This is a genomic window from Pannonibacter carbonis (assembly GCF_003012935.1).
Lineage (GTDB): Bacteria > Pseudomonadota > Alphaproteobacteria > Rhizobiales > Stappiaceae > Pannonibacter > Pannonibacter carbonis.
On sequence record NZ_PUDR01000005.1, the window covers coordinates 177,008 to 196,602 of the forward strand.

General features: G+C 62.9%; 22 protein-coding genes and 1 tRNA gene. 8 read left to right on the forward strand and 15 right to left on the reverse strand.

The annotated features are described in order from the left end of the window. Positions 1 to 5: 5 nt before the first annotated feature. Positions 6 to 1,124 (reverse strand): alanine dehydrogenase, encoded by a 1,119-nt coding sequence (ald, locus tag C8348_RS09165; RefSeq protein ID WP_106753019.1) that lies wholly within the window; start codon positions 1,122 to 1,124, stop codon positions 6 to 8. Between the two features lie 148 nt (positions 1,125 to 1,272). Here ald and C8348_RS09170 point away from each other — a divergent pair, with 148 nt between their 5' ends. Both C8348_RS09170 and C8348_RS09175 read left to right on the forward strand, forming a co-directional pair. Then, positions 1,273 to 1,776 carry an Lrp/AsnC family transcriptional regulator gene (locus C8348_RS09170; protein WP_106753020.1) on the forward strand — a complete coding sequence of 168 codons (504 nt, stop codon included), beginning with the start codon at positions 1,273 to 1,275 and terminating at the stop codon, positions 1,774 to 1,776. 54 nt (positions 1,777 to 1,830) lie between these two features. Continuing rightward, positions 1,831 to 2,715, forward strand: a complete 885-nt coding sequence (locus tag C8348_RS09175) for an SMP-30/gluconolactonase/LRE family protein (protein WP_106753021.1) — start codon at positions 1,831 to 1,833, stop codon at positions 2,713 to 2,715. Positions 2,716 to 2,730: 15 nt separating this feature from the next. Here the strand turns inward: C8348_RS09175 and trhO are convergent, their stop codons facing one another. The 9 genes from trhO to C8348_RS09220 all read right to left on the reverse strand — a co-directional run bounded on the left by trhO (position 2,731) and on the right by C8348_RS09220 (position 8,765). After that, the gene (trhO, locus tag C8348_RS09180) at positions 2,731 to 3,522 is read right to left on the reverse strand and encodes an oxygen-dependent tRNA uridine(34) hydroxylase TrhO (protein WP_106753022.1); all 792 of its coding nucleotides are present in this window, start codon (positions 3,520 to 3,522) and stop codon (positions 2,731 to 2,733) included. Between the two features lie 137 nt (positions 3,523 to 3,659). Next, positions 3,660 to 3,989 carry a RebB family R body protein gene (locus tag C8348_RS09185; RefSeq protein WP_106753023.1) on the reverse strand — a complete coding sequence of 110 codons (330 nt, stop codon included), beginning with the start codon at positions 3,987 to 3,989 and terminating at the stop codon, positions 3,660 to 3,662. A 169-nt stretch (positions 3,990 to 4,158) separates the two neighbouring features. After that, positions 4,159 to 4,479 (reverse strand): RebB family R body protein, encoded by a 321-nt coding sequence (locus tag C8348_RS09190; protein WP_106753024.1) that lies wholly within the window; start codon positions 4,477 to 4,479, stop codon positions 4,159 to 4,161. A gap of 128 nt (positions 4,480 to 4,607) precedes the next feature. Then, positions 4,608 to 5,498, reverse strand: a complete 891-nt coding sequence (locus C8348_RS09195) for a hypothetical protein (protein WP_106753025.1) — start codon at positions 5,496 to 5,498, stop codon at positions 4,608 to 4,610. Beyond that, a complete protein-coding gene (locus C8348_RS09200) occupies positions 5,467 to 5,994 on the reverse strand; it encodes a hypothetical protein (RefSeq protein WP_106753026.1) in 528 nt (175 codons plus the stop codon). The genes C8348_RS09195 and C8348_RS09200 overlap by 32 nt, the downstream gene beginning before the upstream one ends. An 89-nt stretch (positions 5,995 to 6,083) precedes the next feature. After that, a complete protein-coding gene (locus tag C8348_RS09205; RefSeq protein ID WP_106753027.1) occupies positions 6,084 to 6,776 on the reverse strand; it encodes a hypothetical protein in 693 nt (230 codons plus the stop codon). Positions 6,777 to 7,217: 441 nt separating this feature from the next. Then, positions 7,218 to 7,442, reverse strand: a complete 225-nt coding sequence (locus C8348_RS09210; protein WP_106753028.1) for a RebB family R body protein — start codon at positions 7,440 to 7,442, stop codon at positions 7,218 to 7,220. Between the two features lie 48 nt (positions 7,443 to 7,490). Further along, positions 7,491 to 8,069, reverse strand: coding sequence for an RNA polymerase sigma factor (locus C8348_RS09215; RefSeq protein ID WP_208983669.1), 579 nt, complete (start codon positions 8,067 to 8,069; stop codon positions 7,491 to 7,493). 620 nt (positions 8,070 to 8,689) lie between these two features. Then, a tRNA-Lys gene (locus tag C8348_RS09220) sits at positions 8,690 to 8,765 on the reverse strand. A gap of 561 nt (positions 8,766 to 9,326) precedes the next feature. Here C8348_RS09220 and C8348_RS09225 point away from each other — a divergent pair. The 4 genes from C8348_RS09225 (at position 9,327) to C8348_RS09240 (ending at position 14,065) form a co-directional block, all read left to right on the forward strand. Beyond that, on the forward strand, positions 9,327 to 11,102 hold the full coding sequence (locus C8348_RS09225; protein ID WP_106753029.1) for an acetolactate synthase 3 large subunit: 1,776 nt from the start codon (positions 9,327 to 9,329) through the stop codon (positions 11,100 to 11,102). A 12-nt stretch (positions 11,103 to 11,114) separates the two neighbouring features. Beyond that, entirely contained in the window at positions 11,115 to 11,687 is a 573-nt protein-coding gene (gene ilvN, locus C8348_RS09230; RefSeq protein ID WP_106753030.1) for an acetolactate synthase small subunit, read from the forward strand. A 265-nt stretch (positions 11,688 to 11,952) separates the two neighbouring features. After that, positions 11,953 to 13,197, forward strand: coding sequence for a phosphoglycerate dehydrogenase (gene serA, locus C8348_RS09235; RefSeq protein WP_106753146.1), 1,245 nt, complete (start codon positions 11,953 to 11,955; stop codon positions 13,195 to 13,197). A gap of 118 nt (positions 13,198 to 13,315) precedes the next feature. Continuing rightward, entirely contained in the window at positions 13,316 to 14,065 is a 750-nt protein-coding gene (locus C8348_RS09240) for a pyridoxine 5'-phosphate synthase (protein WP_106753031.1), read from the forward strand. Positions 14,066 to 14,110: 45 nt separating this feature from the next. Here the strand turns inward: C8348_RS09240 and C8348_RS09245 are convergent, their stop codons facing one another. From C8348_RS09245 to C8348_RS09260, 4 genes are all read right to left on the reverse strand, one after another. Next, positions 14,111 to 14,479 carry a DUF4087 domain-containing protein gene (locus tag C8348_RS09245; protein WP_106753032.1) on the reverse strand — a complete coding sequence of 123 codons (369 nt, stop codon included), beginning with the start codon at positions 14,477 to 14,479 and terminating at the stop codon, positions 14,111 to 14,113. 16 nt (positions 14,480 to 14,495) lie between these two features. After that, positions 14,496 to 14,939: a hypothetical protein gene (locus tag C8348_RS09250; RefSeq protein ID WP_106753033.1), complete on the reverse strand. Its 444-nt coding sequence runs from the start codon at positions 14,937 to 14,939 to the stop codon at positions 14,496 to 14,498. Between the two features lie 122 nt (positions 14,940 to 15,061). After that, the gene (locus C8348_RS09255) at positions 15,062 to 15,412 is read right to left on the reverse strand and encodes a ribbon-helix-helix domain-containing protein (RefSeq protein WP_106753034.1); all 351 of its coding nucleotides are present in this window, start codon (positions 15,410 to 15,412) and stop codon (positions 15,062 to 15,064) included. 411 nt (positions 15,413 to 15,823) lie between these two features. Continuing rightward, a complete protein-coding gene (locus C8348_RS09260) occupies positions 15,824 to 16,417 on the reverse strand; it encodes a DJ-1/PfpI family protein (RefSeq protein WP_198646983.1) in 594 nt (197 codons plus the stop codon). A 395-nt stretch (positions 16,418 to 16,812) separates the two neighbouring features. Between C8348_RS09260 and C8348_RS09265 the strand changes: the two genes are divergently transcribed. Further along, positions 16,813 to 17,481, forward strand: coding sequence for a TetR/AcrR family transcriptional regulator (locus tag C8348_RS09265; RefSeq protein ID WP_106753035.1), 669 nt, complete (start codon positions 16,813 to 16,815; stop codon positions 17,479 to 17,481). Between the two features lie 66 nt (positions 17,482 to 17,547). Next, a complete protein-coding gene (ilvC, locus tag C8348_RS09270; RefSeq protein ID WP_106753036.1) occupies positions 17,548 to 18,567 on the forward strand; it encodes a ketol-acid reductoisomerase in 1,020 nt (339 codons plus the stop codon). Between the two features lie 76 nt (positions 18,568 to 18,643). Here ilvC and C8348_RS09275 read toward each other — a convergent pair whose 3' ends face one another. Then, positions 18,644 to 19,570 carry a D-alanyl-D-alanine carboxypeptidase family protein gene (locus C8348_RS09275; RefSeq protein WP_244293969.1) on the reverse strand — a complete coding sequence of 309 codons (927 nt, stop codon included), beginning with the start codon at positions 19,568 to 19,570 and terminating at the stop codon, positions 18,644 to 18,646. Positions 19,571 to 19,595 lie beyond the last annotated feature (25 nt).

Below are 19,595 nucleotides of genomic sequence, written 5' to 3' on the forward strand. Positions count from 1 at the left end.
TGCAATCAGGCGCTCAGGGCCGCTTCCGGCGCGACGTAGTCGTAGCCAAGTGCGTCAGCCACGGCCTTGCAGGTGACCTTGCCCTTGTAGACGTTCAGGCCCGGCAGGAAGTTCGGGTTGGCCAGCAGCGCCTTCTTTGCACCGTGGTCAGCCAGCGCCAGCGTGTAGGGCAGCGTGACGTTGTTGAGCGCGAAGGTCGAGGTGCGCGGAACGGCGCCCGGCATGTTGGCAACGCAGTAGTGCACGACGCCGTCGACGACATAGGTCGGCTCGGCGTGGGTCGTGGCATGCGCGGTCTCGAAGCAACCGCCCTGGTCGATGGCGACGTCAACGACGACGGAACCGTTCTTCATCCGCTTGATCATGTCAGCGGTGACGAGCTTGGGAGCAGCAGCACCGGCAACCAGGACCGCGCCGATGACAACGTCGGCATCCAGAACGTACTGCTCAAGAGCAGCCTTGGTGGAGTAGACGGTGCGCAGGGCCGAGCCGAACGACCGCGACAGGCTGGCGAGAACGTCGACGTTGCGATCCAGAACGGTGACTTCCGCGCCAAGGCCAAGAGCCATGGTGATGGCATGCGCGCCAACGACACCGCCGCCGATGACAACGACCTTGGCCGGAGCAACGCCCGGGACGCCGCCGACGAGAATGCCCGAACCGCCGTTGGCCTTCTGCAGCGCGTTGGCAGCAGCCGTAATCGACAGGCGGCCAGCAACCTGCGACATCGGGGCCAGCAGCGGCAGACCGCCGCGACCGTCGGTCACAGTTTCATAGGCGATGCAGGTCGCGCCCGACTTGACGAGGTCAGCGGTCTGCTCTGCATCCGGAGCAAGGTGGAGATAGGTAAAGAGCGTGTGGTCCGGGCGCAGCATGGCGCGCTCGACGGCCTGCGGCTCCTTGACCTTGACGATCATCTCGGCGCTGTCAAAGACTTCGCGAGCCGTTTTGACAATCTTTGCACCGGCAGCGACATAGGCTGCATCATCAGCACCGATGCCAGCACCGGCCTGGGTTTCGACAAATACTTCGTGTCCATGCGCGACGACTTCCATGACGCTATCTGGCGTCAAGCCGACGCGATACTCATGGTTTTTGATTTCTCTCGGAACACCAATACGCATTGCAGGATCCTCTCTGGATAGGACTTATTCAGTTACAGTATCCGAGCCCGTTTCGAATTGGATTGCGTTCTGCGCGAATGAATACGTAAACTCGCAACATTCTGCCGCATATGACAGGTTTGACCGCAGATAATTCGAAGGTTCCGCAATGAAGCTTGACCGGCTCGACAAACGCATTCTGGCCGTATTGCAGCAGGATGGCCGCATTCCCAATGCTGATCTCGCCGAAAAGGTCGGCCTTTCCGCCTCCGCCTGCCTGCGCCGGGTGCGGGCGCTGGAGGAGACCGGCGTCATCAGCCGCTATGTCGCCCTGCTGGACCAGCGCAAGATCGGCCGGCGCATGGACGTCTTCGTCGAGATATCGCTGGTCGGCCAGGCCAACGAGGTGCTCAACGCCTTTGAACAGGCCGTCGCGCAGTATCCGGAAATCATGGAATGCTACCTGATGGCCGGAGACGCGGATTATCTCCTGCGCCTGACCGCAGAAGACCCGAATGACTTCGAGCGCATCCACCGCGAAACCCTCGCCCGCCTGCCGGGCGTTTCCCGCATGAAGTCCTCCTTCGCCATCCGGCCCATTGTCCGCAAGACCGCCTTCTCGCTTGATGCGCAGGGGCGGCCGAACGACGAGGGCGGTCGACGCACCGGTTGACCGCCGTTATAGTCCCGCCAGCCTGAATCGATTGAAAACCTGAGGAGTTTCCGCGTGTCGCTTGACTTCACCTGCCTGCTCGATGGCCGCTATGCCCTGGGCGAGTGCCCGACGTGGGACGAGACAACCGGCACGCTCTACTTCGTCGACATCAAGGGCAAGACGATCCATGCGCTGGACTGGGCAAGCCGCGCCCTCACTGCAAGCTGGCACTTCGAGCGTGAGGTCGGTTCCTTCGGGCTGGCAGCGGACGGGCGCTTCGTCGTGGCCGAGTGGGACGAAGTCTATCTCTTCGATCCGGCGACCCGCGCCCAGGAGCCTCTGGCCAGCATCGAAGCTGACCTGCCGCATACCCGGCTGAATGATGGCAAGGTTGGCCCCGATGGCGCCTTCTGGGTCGGCACAATGGACATCCGCACCCCGCGCGAACCTGTTGGTGGCCTCTATCGTGTCGGCCCTGACGGATCCCTGACCCGGATCATCGGCGAGTTGCGCGTCTCCAACGGCCTTGCCTGGTCGCCGGATGGCCGCACCCTGTATCACGCCGACAGCGGCCCCGGCTGGATTGACACCTGGGATTTCGAGCCGGCCAGCGGTGAGGCATCGAACCGCCGCCGCTTCGCACAGCTCGTCACCGAGACCGGCCGTCCGGACGGCGGTACCGTTGATAGCGACGGCAACTACTGGAATGCGGGAGTGTCTGCGGGTGTTCTCAACTGCTTTGCGCCAGATGGCACGCAGATTGGGGCTTATGCCGTTCCGGTTCCGCGCCCGACCATGCCTTGCTTCTGCGGCCCGGACCTGTCGGATCTGGTGCTGACGAGCCTGCGCCCGGACGACGCAGCAGCCATTGAGGCAGCACCGCAGTCAGGCAGCCTGTTCCACGCTGTCCCCGGCGTGCGCGGCCTTCCCACTTACCGCTTCGGCGCGCGGGCCTGAGCCCGCGCCGCGTCCTCAGGCAGCTTCGTCCGAGACGTCCCGTCCGGCCCGGACGAAGCCCTTGGCCGCCTCAGGGATCACCTTGCCCCAGCAAGGCTTGAGGTCATGATCGACCGAGACGCGTTCGTCGAAGACGAAGCATTCGCCGGCCCACAGGCTTTCGGCCTGCGGCATCTTTTCCAGATAGTTGAGGATGCCGCCGTCCAGGTGGAACACGTTCTCAATCCCCAGATCCATCAGATAGGACGTCGACTTTTCACAGCGGATGCCACCTGTGCAGAACATCGCGACCTTGCTGGCCTTGCCGAGATCGCGCTGCTGCTTGAGCCAGTCCGGGAACTGGCGGAACGACCGTGTCTCCGGATTGACCGCGCCCTTGAACGTTCCGAAGGCAAATTCATAGTCATTGCGGGTATCGATGATCAGCACATCCGGCTCGCTGATCAGGCTGTTCCAGTCCTGCGGCGAGACATAGGTGCCCACGTGCTTGCGCGGGTCCACGCTGGGAACACCCAGCGTCACGATCTCCTTTTTCAGCCGCACCTTCATGCGCTTGAAAGGAATGTGCTCGCACCAGCTTTCCTTGTGCACCAGATCGGCAAGGCGCGGATCGCTGCGCATATGCTCCAGCACAGTCCGGATCCCCTGTTCAGGCCCGGCAATGGTTCCATTCACCCCCTCGCGCGCGAGCAGAAGACTGCCGAACACTCCGTTCGTTGTGCAAACCTCGTGGAGCGGCAGGCGAAGGTCGGCGTAGTCCTCAAGCGGAACGAACTTGTAAAGGGCAGCAACGAGAAACTGGGTCATGGTCCGGCGTCAGCAAGGTCTGGATGCGGACTGTATGCCCCCAAAGCTGGCAAAACGCAAAAAGGAACGCTTGCCTCCGGCCAGAGCCAGCGGAAAGCGTTCCAGTTTGGTCCCGGGAGGAAGCCGGGAGGATGCCGTCAGCGACCGCCGCTGAAGGCGTTCAGAACGGTCAGAAGGCTGGTGAGGTTGTCGGCAACGCCAGTCTGGGCGACCTTCTCGGTCGCACCGGCGGCAGCCGTGGTGTCGAGCGAGTAGATCTGCATGATGCCCTGGTTGACAGCAGCCTGGGCCAGCGACGTCTGCTGCTGCTGCGCCTGCACAGCATTCTCGAACAGGATGCCGGTGGAGTGCGCCATCGCCTGGTACAGCGTGCTGATGGCAATGGCCGGGGCTTCACCCACGACCTTGACGTTGGACTGCGTCACCGCATCGGTGACCATCGGATTGACGGTTACAGGATCTGCCATGGGTCTTGCTCCTTAGAGGGAGGCCGCACGTCACTCGGCCTTTGCATCTGATAGGACGCCCCTGATGGGACGTTGTGACGGGAAAGCACTGCGTTTCTTTGCTTTTTCAGTTCGCTGCTCTCGCAATCAAAGCTCGGTTCGCGAGGTCGAAGGGGCCACGAGCGCCCGGTCAGCTGAAGGAGTTGAGAACCGACAGCAGGCTGGTCAGGCTGTCGCTGGTGCCGGTCTGGCCGATTTTCTCGGTCGCACCGGCGGCAGCCGTGGTGTCGAGCGAATAGATCTGCATGATGCCCTGGTTGACAGCCGCCTGGGCCAGCGACGTCTGCTGCTGCTGCGCCTGCACCGCGTTCTGGAACAGGATGCTGGTTGAATGCGCCATCGCCTGATACAGCGTGCTGATGGCAATCGCCGGGGCTTCGCCCACGACCTTGAGGTTGGACTGGGTCACGGCGTCGGTGACCATCGGATTCACGGTGACAGGTACGGCCATCTGTTTGCTCCTGATTGCGGGGGGTGATGCCCTCCCCGTTGCCTTCATATCGACGCCTGAACTTGGTATGTGTGAACTATAACTCGTTATTTTTATTGAGTTTTTTCAAGCCAAAACACCAAACGCGCCTATCCCCGACCGGCGCGTTTCTGCTCCAGTCGGGCGGCAAGCTGGGCCAGAAGACCGGAGATCTTCCGGTCAACTTCCTGAGCAACGACCCCGCGGACATCGCCCATTCTCTGGTTCATCTGCATGGCCATGCCCCTGGGCGTCGCCTGGGGCATGGCACCTGTCTGGGCTGCAGGTTGCCCTTGTCCAGCTGCTGGTGCCGGTTCACTGCCCGGAGGCGCGCCTAGGCCATGTCCAAGCGTGTTGGCTGCAGCGAGTGCGACAGAGGCAGATGATGTGAGCTGTCCGAGCAGATCCTTGTCCGACAGGAGGCGCAGCATGGTTTCGTGCTCGCTGCGCATCGAGGTCGACAGCTGCGCGGCCGTATCGCGCGTGGCCGCCAGGATCTTTGCCGCCGTCGCGATGCCCTGCTCGAATGCAGCATCGGCCGCGCGCTTCTGACGGCCGGCTTCAATTCCGGCCGCAAGAATGGCCGGCAACGAGCGGGAAACGGCCTGATATCCCGCCTGCAAGGCCGCCACTTTCAGATGATCCTGCAGGAGGCGGCGCATCAGCTGGTCGCCTTCCGGCACGCTGAGCCCGGACGCCGGCCCCGATCCCGCCGCCGCAGCAGCGGGTTCGCCCGCCGGGCCAGGCGTCACCGGCGGCACAGCAGGTTGGGCGACAGGCGGTTCGCTGCCGCTGGCAGATGCTACAGGCGCAGGAGATGCGGGCGGCGGGGTTTCCGGCTCAGGAACCCCGCCAACCATCACCTCGATCTTGGGCACGGGCACCACGGGCGCAGTCACTTCCGGCGCATCAGCGGTCGGGATCGGAACCGTTGGTGCCACAACGTTCGGCGCGACGAGCGTCGGGGTTTCAGGCGCGGAAACGATCAGCGTTTCGGTCATCGCTGCTCTCCTCGGAATTGCGGTCATCCTCGCGGCCGGCATCCCGGCCCGAAGCCCTTGCGGTTGTGCTGCTGACTTCCCGCTCATAGTCACGGTCAGACGGACGGATCACATCCCGGTCGGTGGTCCGCTCAGTACCGCGCGGTTCCGCATGTTCATGGCAGCGGCAGCCATGATCGCCACTGCGGGCGACATAGACCCCGCTCACGCCGGAGCTGCAGGGATGGCCACATCCACCGCTGACATGCATGGCCCGCAGCTCGACTTCGGGTGCCGGGGCAAAGCGCAGATTGCGGGCAACCGCCATCATCTGGTCTGCGCCCCACAACGAGGCCCGGGCACTGGCGATCTGGCTGATCACGCGCGGATACATGCAGTAGAGCCGTTCAAGCTCGGCAGCGTCGCGCTCCTTGCCCAGATCCTCGGCCCAGCTGGTTAGAAAGTCAGCCAGCAGGCTGTCCAGTTCGGTACAGATGACATTGATTTCGAGTTCCATGATCACCGCTCCTTTTTCGGGCATGCGTGGTCCCTGCCCGGCGAAGACTGCTTCGCAAGGGTCTGGTCGTATCCGGACCGATGGGACGGTCAGGGTGTCTTGAGATCGCTGAAGATCGTCTGGGCCGACTGGCCGGCCGTCGTGCTCACGGACCCGTAGACCTGCACGGCGGCGGTCACCATGCTCTGGATTTCTGCCAGCAGCGGCACGGCTTCAGCCTCACCAACGGGACCCTGCGCGGCCTTCTTGATCGCAATGGCCTGGGCAGCGACCGCGATCTGCATGATGGCGTTCATGTAGCTGGCTGCATCCTGCACCGCCTGCCCGGTGGTCTGGCCCACCATGATTTCCGGTGGCGTCACGGCCATCTTCATGCCGTAGGCAAGGTTCTCCGTATTGGAAAACTGCACTGCCTGAACCACCTGCTGGTTCAGTGCCGAGGTGCTGCCACCCGATGGCGCGGGAGGGGCCGGAGGGGCTGGCGGGGCTGGAGGATCATCGCCCGTACCATCGCCGCCCCCGTCTCCAAGACCATTGCCGCCGATACCGGCACCAAGCCCGCCTGTGCCCTTGCCGCCACCGCCTGGTGCTGCCGCAAGAGCTGCGGCCGGTTCAGCACTCCGGTTCGGGGCAGGGCTGCGGCGCACCATGTCCTCGCCGGCCAACCTCTGCAGCTGCACCGGCGCGTCATTGTCTTCTGGCAGGGCGGCGAATGCACCATGTGCAGCCGCTCCGTTCATCCTGCCTTCGGCGGCCAGGCTGCCTTGCCCCTGAATGTCCATGTCAGACCTTCCCTGTTTGTCGCGGGTTTCCCGGTTGCTTGTGGTGGGCGCGTCGGTTTGTGGGCGCGGACGGCTGGCGCTTCCCCCACGCGATGCCCCTTCCATGACATGTGCCGTAGCGCGCGCTGCATTCGGCGTTCCGGCAAGACCTTCAGCAGTCAGGCGTCGCCGCGGCCGGTCGGGCACCCAATCGGCGGTCCAGCCATCGTTCCCGCCGTCAGGCCAACCCGCCCCCTGCCCCGCACCAGCTGGAGCGGCTTGCGGCGGTCCGTCAAAGAATGACTTGAGACGCTGGAGTCCTGACGCCAGCCACATGATCCGTCTCCCGTGGAATCAACCCCGGCGACAGGTCCGCTGACCGCCGACGGGTTACCGCAACAGGACGAGGGGCATTTCCGACACGCCGGCCTCGCGAAAGCGCTGGCCAGCGGCGCGCTGCCGCTACTCTCCGATGTCCATGATCAGTTGCACCGCTTTCGACACGACTGCCGTCATGATCTGGTTCATGGCCTGCTGGCTGTGCACGGCGTTCTGGATCGAAAGACCGGTCGCATGGCTGCTGACCTGATACAGGCTGGCGATCGCCTGAGCCGGCGCCTCCGCCACAACCTTCACATTGGTCTGGGTGACTGCATCGGTGATTTGTGCGTTTACAAGATCGACCATGGTAGATTTTCCTGTTCAGCTCGCGATTGCCGTATCCCTCTGGACGTTTCACCCTTTCCGTCGTGACGGCGGCGGGATCAACTGCGGCTCTTCCGCGTGTTCGAGACCTGCTCGCAGCATCTGCCGCAGGTTCTGTACCCGCTTGCGCGCCAGGGCCTCCGAAATACCCAGGTCCGCAGCGATCTCGCGGTAGCCCAGCTCATCGCAGAAGCGCATCTCGAAGATCCTCTGGTGCTCCTCCGGCAACCGGTCGATCAGCCGCATGACCCTGGCGAGCGCTTCCTGCTGCCACAGAAGATGTTCCTGGCTCGGACGGCTGTCGGCCATGTCTGCCGTGCTGTCCTCGTAGATGTCGGCCGAGAAATCGCGGACTTGCCGCTCCGAATTCCGCCGCCGCAACCTCGAGATGTATTCATTCTTCAGGGCGAAAAGCAGAAACGCGCGCGGTTCACGAACCTGCGTGTCGGTCCGCTCCACATGACTGATCGCCTTGATCAGCGTCGACGAGAGCAGGTCTTCCGCCTCTTCCCGATCGCCTCGGGTCAACCGCATTGCCCTGCGCCGCAGCACCGGGCCATCGTCAATCCAGCTCGACCAGAGGCCACCGGCAGGCATCGTTTCCAACATCGCGCGCTTCCTGATCTCGTCCACGGACTGTCTCCCTGCGCATTTGGCTCTTTTACGGCCTTGTGCTCTCAGAGACGCTGAAGATATTCCTTCGTGACATTAGATCAGAAGATTTTTTATTTAAAGATTCGATGCGTTAGGAATTTGTTAGGCATGTTTTTATTGATATCCGGGTTGTATTTGAATGACGGATGCCAGTTATTCCTGTGGGTGACCTACACGCATCATCTGCCTGGAAAGACCTGACAGTCCGACAACGGAAATCCACCCCTGATTGCGGAAATGCAACCAAAATACAACCAACGAACCACCCGACTTGCACAACCCAGAATAACCATCACCCCGCAAGACAAACCTTGGCGCAACTCAGGAATCCTGTCCTGAAAGGCTCAGATCTAGTTGTATGGAGGTTGCAGGAGCCGGCACTCATACCGGGAGCGAGAAAGAGTTGCGAGACAATGGCTCCGCAGATGGGTGCCCCGCTGCACAGGCCAGCCAGCATCTGGCAGCTGCGCTGCACCTCGCCAAAATATCAAGCGCGCGACACAAACAACAAAAAAGGCGGCTCTCGCCACCTTGCATCAGCGCCATTCGGCGCTCGTCGTATCTTTAGAAGGAGATGGTGGGTGCACAAGGATTCGAACCTTGGACCGTCTGATTAAGAGTCAGATGCTCTACCAACTGAGCTATACACCCATCTCGCCGCCGGATCGAACGTGCCGTCCGCGTCGGATGAGCGGCTTATACCTACGCCCCTAACTTGTGGCAACCCCCTCTGATGAAGTTTTTATGGCAAACGACCGGTTCTGTGGGAAACCCGACAAGTGCTTGAAGACGATAGGGAAACAAGATCGAGCCCGCACCCCGCGCAACAATCGGCAAGCTGATGCCTGATTTGCGAAACTTTCAGAATTTGAACTTGACCGCGGTTTCGGCCCCGACTAGTGTGCGGCGCAATCGCTGATGTGGTTCCGCCCTGCCGGAGCCCGCCGGCGAGATACGATCTCATCCCGATCGGCTCGAATGGCGGGCTGGTGAGATGGGGCTGGTGGCAGGTTGCTTGAGATGGCAAGTCTGATTCTTGTAGTAGGGACGCGCGCCACCGGAACGGTTTGATCCGTTCGGAACGGGTTGGCGCGCAGACAGGGCTCCTTCGGAGCCCTTTTTCGTTACAGCCCCAAGCAAAGCCCCCGCAAACCCGATCCACCAGCAAGACCCCGAGCAAGACCCAAGGGCCAAACGCAAGGAAATGACGCGATGACACGGGAGATGACCGGAGCCGAAATGGTGCTCCAGGCGCTGAAAGACCAGGGCGTTCAACATGTCTTCGGCTATCCCGGCGGCGCTGTGCTGCCGATCTATGACGAGATCATCCAGCAGGACGACATCCAGCACATTCTGGTGCGCCACGAACAGGGCGCCGGCCATGCGGCCGAAGGCTACGCCCGGTCCACCGGCAAGCCGGGCGTTGTTCTCGTCACCTCCGGTCCCGGTGCGACCAACATGGTCACCGCACTGACCGATGCGATGCTCGATTCCATCCCGCTCGTCTGCCTGACCGGCCAGGTTCCGACACATCTGATCGGCACGGACGCCTTCCAGGAATGCGACACCGTCGGCATCACGCGCAACTGCACCAAGCACAACTGGCTGGTTCGCGACGTCAACGACCTGCCGCGCATCCTGCACGAGGCCTTCTATGTCGCAACCTCGGGCCGGCCCGGCCCGGTTGTCGTCGACATTCCGAAGGATGTGCAGTTCGCGACCGGCACATACCAGAGCCCGTCGACAACGCCGGCCGCCGCCCACAAGAGCTACCGGCCGCAGGTCAAGGGTGATATCAGCGCCATCCGCCAAGCCATCGAACTGATGGCAAACGCCAAGAAGCCTGTGTTCTACACCGGCGGCGGCGTCATCAACTCGGGCCCGCAGGCCAGCATGCTGCTGCGTGAACTGGTCCAACTCACCGGCTTCCCTATCACCTCGACCCTGATGGGCCTTGGCGCCTATCCGGCGAGCGGCGACAACTGGCTCGGCATGCTTGGCATGCACGGCACCTACGAAGCCAACATGGCGATGCATGATTGCGACGTCATGATCTGCGTCGGCGCCCGCTTTGACGACCGCATCACCGGCCGCATCGATGCCTTCGCCCCGAACGCCCGCAAAATCCACATCGACATCGACCCGTCATCGATCAACAAGATCGTCAAGGTCGACGTGCCGATCATCGGCGACGTCGGTCATGTCCTGGAGGATCTCGTTCGCCTCTGGCGGACCTCCGGCAACAAGGCCGATCCTTCGGCGATGAAGGCCTGGTGGGGTCAGATCAACCTCTGGCGCGCGCGCAACTGCCTTGCCTACATGCCGAACAGCGATGTGATCATGCCGCAATACGCCCTGCAGCGCCTCGCCGCGCTCACCAAGGGCCGCGACACCTACATCTCCACCGAAGTCGGCCAGCACCAGATGTGGGCAGCCCAGTATCTCGGCTTTGAATCGCCGAACCACTGGCTCACCTCCGGCGGCCTTGGCACCATGGGCTACGGCCTGCCCGCCATTCTCGGCGCACAGGTCGCCCATCCGGATGCGCTCTGCGTCTGCGTGGCTGGTGACGCCTCGGTTCTGATGAACATGCAGGAAATGTCGACGGCGGTGCAGTTTGGCCTGCCGATCAAGATCTTCATCCTGAACAATCAGTACATGGGCATGGTGCGCCAGTGGCAGCAGCTGCTGCATGGCAACCGCCTGTCGCATTCCTACATGGAAAGCCTGCCGGACTTCGTGAAGCTGGCTGAGGCCTATGGCGGCGTCGGCTTCCGCGTCGACAAGCCGGGCGAACTGGATGACGCCATCCTCGAGATGATCGCGGTCAACCGTCCGGTGCTGTTCGATTGCCGCGTGGCAAACCTTGCCAACTGCTTCCCGATGATTCCGTCGGGCAAGGCGCATAACGAAATGCTGCTTCCGGATGAGGCCAACGACGAAGCCGTCGCCAACGCCATTTCCGCCGAAGGCAAGGCGCTGGTCTGAGGAGCGAGATACATGAACGCACAGAACGTCAACGCGCCTTCGGCCTATTTCATGGCCGAAGTCAGCGACAAGACCGAGACCCATACCCTATCGCTGCTGGTCGATAACGAACCCGGCGTGCTGGCCCGGGTCATCGGCCTTTTCTCGGGCCGCGGCTACAACATCGACAGCCTGACCGTCTCGGAAACCGAGCACGAGGCGCACCTGTCGCGCATCACCATCGTGACCACCGGCACGCCGATGGTAATCGAGCAGATCCGCCATCAGCTTGACCGGCTGGTCCCCGTGCACCGCGTAACCGACCTGACGGTTCAAGCCCGCCTCAACAGCATCGACGCCCCGCTGGAGCGGGAGCTGGCGCTGGTGAAGGTTGCGGGCCATGGTGAAAAGCGTCTCGAGGCCCTGCGCCTTGCCGATGCCTTCCGCGCCACAGTGATCGATGCGACGACCGAACATTTCGTCTTCGAAATCACGGGCCGCACCTCCAAAATCGAGCAGTTCATCCAGATCATGAAGCCGCTTGGCCTGGTGGAAGTCTCCCGCACAGGGGTGGCCGCCGTCCAGCGCGGACCGGAAAGCCTGTAAGAAAAGTCCGTCTGCTCAATGTCTTGACGCCTTTAGACGCCCGCCCGCGCAGTTTTCGCAGGCGGGCGTTTTCGTGACTGGCAATAGCCTGTTGCCGCCGCGCAAGCTCGTTTGCGGCATATGGTACTTCAGAACCGAAGTCCCATAGACGGATGGCGGCAGAGGCAATATAGGAAGCTCCGACTCCGGCCGGGCCCCCTCCTGCCCCCGCCGCGCCACATCCGGACGCTGACCAAAGCAGTCCCACCAGGAAGGCTAGATGCCCATGAGCAACGGTTTGTCCCGCCCGAAGAACCAGATCCGCTGGCTGCTGCTGGAAGGCATCGCCTCCACGGCCAAGGACGTTCTGGACGCAAGCGGCTACGAAAACGTCGAGATGCTGACCAAGGCTCTGGACAAGGATGCCCTGATCGAGGCGCTGAAGGGCGTGCATGTGGTGGGTATCCGCTCGCGCACCCAGCTGACGCGCGACGTGATCGAGGCGGCCGGCACGCTGGTTGCCATCGGCTGCTTCTCGGTCGGCACCAACCAGGTTGATCTGGCCGCAGCGCGTGAGCGCGGCATCCCGGTGTTCAACGCCCCCTTCTCAAACACACGCTCGGTCGCAGAGCTGACAATTGCCGAAATCGTCATGCTGATGCGTGGCGTGTTTGAAAAGTCCTCCGCAGCTCACGCGGGTCGCTGGATGAAAACCGCTACCGGCTCCCGCGAAGTGCGCGGCAAGACACTCGGCATCGTCGGCTATGGCAACATCGGCTCGCAGCTGGCGGTTCTGGCCGAAGCCGTTGGCATGACGGTCATCTACTACGACAAGACCGACAAGCTGCGGCACGGCAACGCGATGCCGGTCGACACGCTGGACGAGTTGCTGAGCCGCTCGGATGTGGTCTCGCTGCATGTCCCCGACACGGCGGAGACGCGCAACATGATCCGCGCTGAGCAGCTGGCGAAAATGAAGCCCGGCAGTTTCCTGATCAACAATGCGCGCGGCAAGGTCATCGACATCGACGCCCTGACGGCGGCACTGAAGACCCAGCACATTGCCGGTGCCGCGATCGACGTGTTCCCGAGCGAGCCGAAGGGCAATTCGGACGAGTTCATCAGCCCGCTGCGCGGCCTGCCCAATGTCATCCTGACGCCGCATGTCGGCGGCTCCACTGAAGAGGCACAGGAGCGCATCGGCGAGGAAGTCTCCCGCCGTCTGGTCGAGTATTCCGACGTCGGCTCGACACTCGGTGCGGTCAACTTCCCGCAGGTTCAGCTGCCGCGCGGCACCGATGCGACCCGTTTCATCCAGGTGCACCGCAATGTGCCGGGCGCCATGCGCGCCCTGAACGACCTGTTCGCCCGCCACAACCTCAACATCCACGCCCAGTACATGCAGACGGTTCAGGAAACCGGCTATGTGGTGCTGGATGTCGATGGCAAGGTGGAGAACAGCGTCGAGATCCTTGAGGAAATCCGCCAGCTCCCGGGAACCGTTCGCGCCCGCCTGCTCAACCGCGTGTGAAATTGCCTCATCGGCAAGCACAGGGAAGCGGTTGACAGCACCGGGAATTTCGTCACGCTAGGCAAAGGGGCGGTCTGTTGGCTGCCCCTTCCCGTCTTGTTTTCCGGAAATCCCGCCCATGACCGCCTCGCGCCTGTCCGTGAATGTGAATGCCATCGCCATGCTGCGCAATCGCCGGGACCTGCCCTGGCCAAGCGTCACCGGCCTCGCGGCCATCGCTCTGGAGGCTGGCGCAAAGGGCATCACCGTTCATCCGCGCCCCGACGAGCGCCATATCCGCAAGACGGACGTGTTCGAGCTTGCCGAACTGATCGAGGACCGGTTCCCGCACAAGGAACTGTGCCTGGAAGGCTACCCCTCGCCTGACTTCCTCGACCTCGTCGAGAAGGCGCGGCCAGACCAGGTGCTGTTCGTGCCAGATGCGGCGGACCAGCAGACTTCCGACCACGGCTGGCGCTTTGATCCGGCCAGCAAGGCGCTGCTGAAGGAAGCCATTACCGCTGCCCGCGACGCCTCCGTGACTGTGTCCCTTTTCCTGGATCCGGAACCGGCACTGGCCGCGGAAGCTGCTGCGATCGGCGCGGAGCGGATCGAGATTTACACCGGCCCCTATGGCGGCTGCTACGACAATGAGGCTGCCGCCCAGCGCGAACTGGACAAGATCGTCGCGACGGCGGAAGCCGCCCGGGCTGCCGGCCTTGGTGTCAACGCCGGACATGACCTCACCGTCGAGAACATCCCCGCCCTGATCAAGCGTGCGCCCTTCATCCGCGAAATGTCGATTGGCCACGGCTTTACCGCCGACGCCCTGATCCACGGCTTCGCCGAAAGCGTCCGCCGCTTCCGCAGGTCAATGGGCGAGATTTGATAGAGGCGACAGACCATCTGGCGGAACAAGCCGGATGGTCTCATCTCACTCGACTGGCGGCAGGCTTTTGTCCTTGGCGCATTGGGCCAGTTTGCCCTGCTTGAAGGAATAGACCGCCGTGATGTGCCTTTGGCCGCCCGATACCTCGGTTTCGACCTTCATGCAGCCGCAGGCGTAACCATAGTTGCCGTTGACGGCCTTGTAGTCACCGGCCGAAATGTCGCCGATGTTTTCCATGCCCAGCGCTTCCCGGTCCGAGCCCTGGGTGGCCAGGATCCAGTCGCCGTCGCGGTCGGTCAGCCACCAGTTGCCCGGCGTCGGATTGACGACCCAACCGCAGCGGTTCTCCGGCGCGGCCTCGGCAGCTGCTAAGGCAAGGCAAAGTGGCAGGGCGGCAAGAAGCAGTCGGCGCATGTCAGCTCTCCGGTTTTCAGTTGTTCACGGACACCAGAGCCCAATGGCTCTTGCTGCAGGACTGGTTGTCACACACCGGCGCAATCCAGACCGCGCCATTGCCGATTGATACGCCGTCAGACGAGACGAACAGCTCCGTGTAGTCGGCAGACGCGACCAGCTCCTTGGTCGCCTCGGTGATCAGCCGCGCATAGTTCTTCTCGAACTCCTTGGCCGATTTGACATCAAAGGATGTGCCGTTGTTGTTCACCGGCAGCGGGAAGGCGGTCAGCTTTGCGACATCCCTGGCCGTTCCGGTCACCAGTGCCCGGCGCAGCTCGTTGAGGAACGGATCAAGCCCGGCCGCGTCGCCCAGAAGGTTCTCGACTTCGGCGTAGATCTCTTCCTCGCTCGCGGCCTGCACGGGGCCTGACAGGAGGGGAAACAGCACGACAGCAACGGCAAGCAGGAAACGCTTCATCAGGGGGCTCCAGACTTCAGGATGTCTGGAACCATATCCGAGCCGCGCGATAACCGCTTGGCGAAGTTTGGGGGCATCGGACCGCGTCCACATCGGGCTTGATGGCCCCAATCAGAGCCCGATCAATGCCACCGACCGCGCTCGCCTTCGAGAATACCGTCTGCGTCAAGGCTGGAAATCCCAACGCGCTTGTCCGCTGGAACGTCACCCGTCAACTGCAAGGCCAGATAACGGCCACAGCACACACGCAGGAACGAGGTGAAGTTGCCAAGGTCATGTCCGGCGTCGATCGATTCGTGATGCAGGCGCGTGATCAGCTGGACCACGTTCATCCCGTCGCGTCCGGCAATTTCTTCCAGCACGGTCCAGAAGAACGCTTCCAGCCGGACACTCGTGACCATGCCGTCGATCCGCAGCGACCGCGTGGTGCTCTCCCAAAGCTGCGGGTCCGCGCTGATGAACAGCTTGCACATCGGTATCCTCCCCAGGATCAAAGCCGCCCCCTGCTCCACATCAGGAACGAAGGCGGACTCATTGTCGAGCCGAATGCTGCGCCAGGACGCCGGCTGGATCTGGCTGCCGAGGCCCTAAATCTTTTCCGCCGTCATTCCGGACAAGGTGAGCGTGAGCGAACCGCAGATCCGGGGCCTGTCCCGGGCCTGACCCGGGATCCAGCACATATGTGCGAGCATAAGCGAGCGCCTCAACTCGTCAGCTTCAAACCCAGCGCCGATTAAGTCATGTCGCGCTTCGCGCGACTGATGTCTGGATCCCGGCTCGGCGCTTCGCTGTCGCTCAGCTGGGCCGGGATGACGACCACATGACAAGGAATCGCACCGGTCAGAGGCGCACCCAATCGTGCGCCCCTCGCTGGTTCTGCCGGCTCAGGCTGCCTGGCGGGCCGTGTCGGCGGCCGCCATGGCCGTCATGAACTGGGCGAGCCAGGCGGGATGGGCCGGCCAGGCCGGGGCGGTGACAAGATTGCCGTCCGTCACGGCGCCATCGATGGCGATATCGGCATAGGTGCCACCGGCCAGCTCCACCTCTGGGCGGCAGGCCGGATAGGCCGAAACCGTCCGCCCTTCGATGACACGCGCGGCCGACAGAAGCTGAGCGCCATGACAGATGGCAGCCACCGGCTTGCCGGCCTCGAAGAAGTGCCGGACAGCCGCCAGCACCGCCGCATCGAGACGCAGGTATTCCGGGGCGCGGCCGCCGGGGATCACCAGCGCGTCATAGTCTTCAGGATTGATGTCGGCGAAGGTCGCGTTGAGCGCGAAGTTGTGACCGCGCTTTTCCGTGTAGGTCTGGTCGCCCTCGAAATCATGGATCGAGGTGGCCACCGTCTGTCCGGCCTTCTTGCCCGGGCATACCGCATGCACCGTATGGCCGACGGCCATCAGGGCCTGGAACGGCACCATGGTTTCGTAATCTTCCGTGAAATCGCCGGTGATCATCAGGATCTTCTTGGCCGCCATGCTGTCCTCCCTAGGCTGAAAGCGGTAGGCGCAAACCCTAGCAAAACCGCGCGGCACACGGGTATTATGGCGCTACTACAGCGTCCTTTTTGATCGAACGGACAGCCGACAGACATTCCCCTCACCTGCGTCATCCCGGCCAAGCGCAGCGCCGAGCCGGGACCGGAGAGCCAAGGTATCGATGTGTCCATAAGCTAAAACCTGTGAGACCTTGGGTCTCCGGTCCCGGATCTCCGCTTCGCTACCTCCGGGAAGACAACCGAGGGTCTCTGAGCGGTCGAAGACGTCCTTTCAATGCCCTCTGCGTTTCGTCGCTTGCCCCCTTGACGAGCCCGCCTATCCTCCCCTAAAAGCATGAACCGTACGGTACGGTACACATTGAAGAGGAGTTCGCGGTGGCGCACACAGCCCTACACGACAGCTTGCCGGATGAGGCCGAGGCCTTCACCCCGCGCCAGCAGGCCGTGCTGGAATGCGCGCTGAAGCTGCTCGTTGAAGGTGGCGAAAAGGCCCTGACGACGGCAGGTCTTGCCCGCAGCGCCAACTGCTCCAAGGAAAGCCTCTACAAGTGGTTCGGCGACCGCGATGGCCTGCTGGCTGCCGTCGTCTCCTACCAGGCCAGCAAGGTGCATTTTGCCTCCGAAGGCGCGGCGACCGACGCGGTCACGTTCCGCAGCCACCTGACCGCCTTCGTGCACGAGCTTCTGGGCGTTCTGACCGGCGAGACCTCGCTGGCGCTCAACCGGCTGGCGATTGGTCAATCCAACCGCGAGGATGCCCGCCTTGGCCGCCTGCTGCTGCTGCGTGGCAAGTACACGATTTCCACCCGCGCCCGTGCCCTGCTCGAGGCTGGCCGGTTCCGGGGTTTCCTGAAGTTTGAAGACGCGGAGGAGGCCTATCAGGTGCTCTATGGCCTGGCCGTCCGCGATCAGCATATCCGCCAGCTCCTCGGCGACAAGCCGCGCACGAAGGATCTGGACGTAGACCGTCAGGCAAGCCTGGCGGTGGACCGGTTCTACCGCCTGTTCGGCGCCGATGCGCCGCTCGCGGGCGGAGGAAAATGAAAGACGGGAGGCCAGCCGGTGCCACGGCAACGCCTCTTGATCCGCAATAGGGAGAAAGGAAGACCCATGCGCGTTTATTACGATCGTGATGCTGATCTCAACCTGATCAAGTCGAAGAAAGTCGCCATCATCGGTTACGGCTCGCAGGGCCGCGCCCATGCGCTGAACCTGAAGGACAGCGGCTGCAAGGACATCGTCGTTGCCCTGCGCCCCGGCTCCACCACCGCTAAGAAGGTCGAAGCTGACGGCCTGAAGGTCATGAGCGTCGCCGAGGCTGCCGCCTGGGCCGACCTGATGATGATGGCCACCCCGGACGAGCTGCAGGCTGACATCTACAAGGACCACATCGAAGCCAACATCCGCGACGGCGCCGCCATTGCCTTCGCCCATGGGCTCAACGTCCATTTCGGCCTGATCGAGCCGAAGTCCACTGTCGACGTGCTGATGGTCGCGCCGAAGGGCCCGGGCCACACCGTGCGCGGCGAATACGAGAAGGGCGGCGGCGTGCCGTGCCTCGTGGCCGTTCACCAGAACGCTTCGGGCAATGCCCTTGACCTCGGCCTGTCCTACGCCTGTGGCGTCGGCGGCGGCCGCTCGGGCATCATCGAGACCACCTTCAAGGAAGAGTGCGAGACCGACCTGTTCGGCGAGCAGGCCGTTCTGTGCGGCGGCCTCGTCGAGCTGATCCGCGCTGGCTTCGAGACCCTGGTTGAAGCCGGCTACGCTCCGGAAATGGCCTACTTCGAGTGCCTGCACGAAGTGAAGCTCATCGTCGACCTCATCTACGAGGGCGGCATTGCCAACATGAACTACTCGATCTCCAACACCGCCGAGTGGGGCGAGTATGTCACCGGCCCGCGCATCGTCACCTCCGAAACCAAGGAAGAGATGAAGCGCGTCCTGAAGGACATCCAGACCGGCAAGTTCACCTCCGACTGGATGCAGGAGTACCGCGCTGGCGCCGCCAAGTTCAAGGCAACCCGCCGCCTGAACGACGCGCACCAGATCGAGGAAGTCGGTGCCAAGCTGCGCGGCATGATGCCGTGGATCAAGAAGGGCGCGCTGGTCGACAAATCCCGCAACTGATCGTCCTCAGCCCTTTCGGAACGCAGACGGCCCGCCATTTGGCGGGCCGTTTTCACTTGCAGAGGCAAATATGTGCTTACACGCCGTCTGCGTAATAGCGCTCGATCAGATCGGTCACTTCACGGTCGCGAGCTGCCTCCGTAGCCCCGCCCATGACCACGACCATCACACGGCGACCACCCCGCTCGGCGGTCGCAACGAGATTGTAACCGGACATCGACAGATAGCCGGTTTTCAGGCCATTCACGCCGGGCACCCGGCCAATCAGCTTGTTGGTTGCCTCGAAGACACGGCCGTCATAGGCGAAGGATGTCCGGTTGAAGTAATGCAGATATTGCGGATATCGGCTGCTAAGCGCTGCGGCAAGGCGCGCCATATCGCGCGCGGTGGTCACCTGCCGCGTATCGCTGAGACCTGAGGCATTGACGAAGCGCGTCCGGCTCATCCCCAACGCCTGGGCCTTGGCGGTCATGCGCGCCGCGAAGACGCTTTCCGACCCTGCCACGGCTTCTGCCACGGCAACGGCCATGTCATTGGCCGAACGCACCGCCAGCGCCTGGACTGCGTCTTCGACACGGATCGTCGATCCGGCCGGCACCCCGATCCGCGCCGGTGGCCGCGAGGCGGCCCGGGCGGAGACGGGGATTTCGCTCATCATCGTCAGTTCGCCCCGGTCAATGGCCTCGAACAGAAGATAGAGCGTCATCATTTTGGTCAGCGACGCCGGATAACGCGGCGCATCTGCGTTGAAGCCGTCGATCTCCCGGCCACTGCCATCCAGCACCAGAACCGACTTTGCGCGGGCTTCCGCACTGGCTGGAGGCTGGGCAACAGCCGCGCCTGCAACAACTGGTGCCGCCACAGCGGCGGCGGACGCCACCTGATTGCCCGGGGCCGGCACTGCCCGTTGACTTGCACCACTGCTCTGGCAGGCGGCGAGCCCCCCGGCCAAGAGCAGCACAAGCAGGGGTCTGGCGAGCGTCTGGGCAGTCAGGACAGGCACGGGATGTCTCCGCAAAACGGCTGTG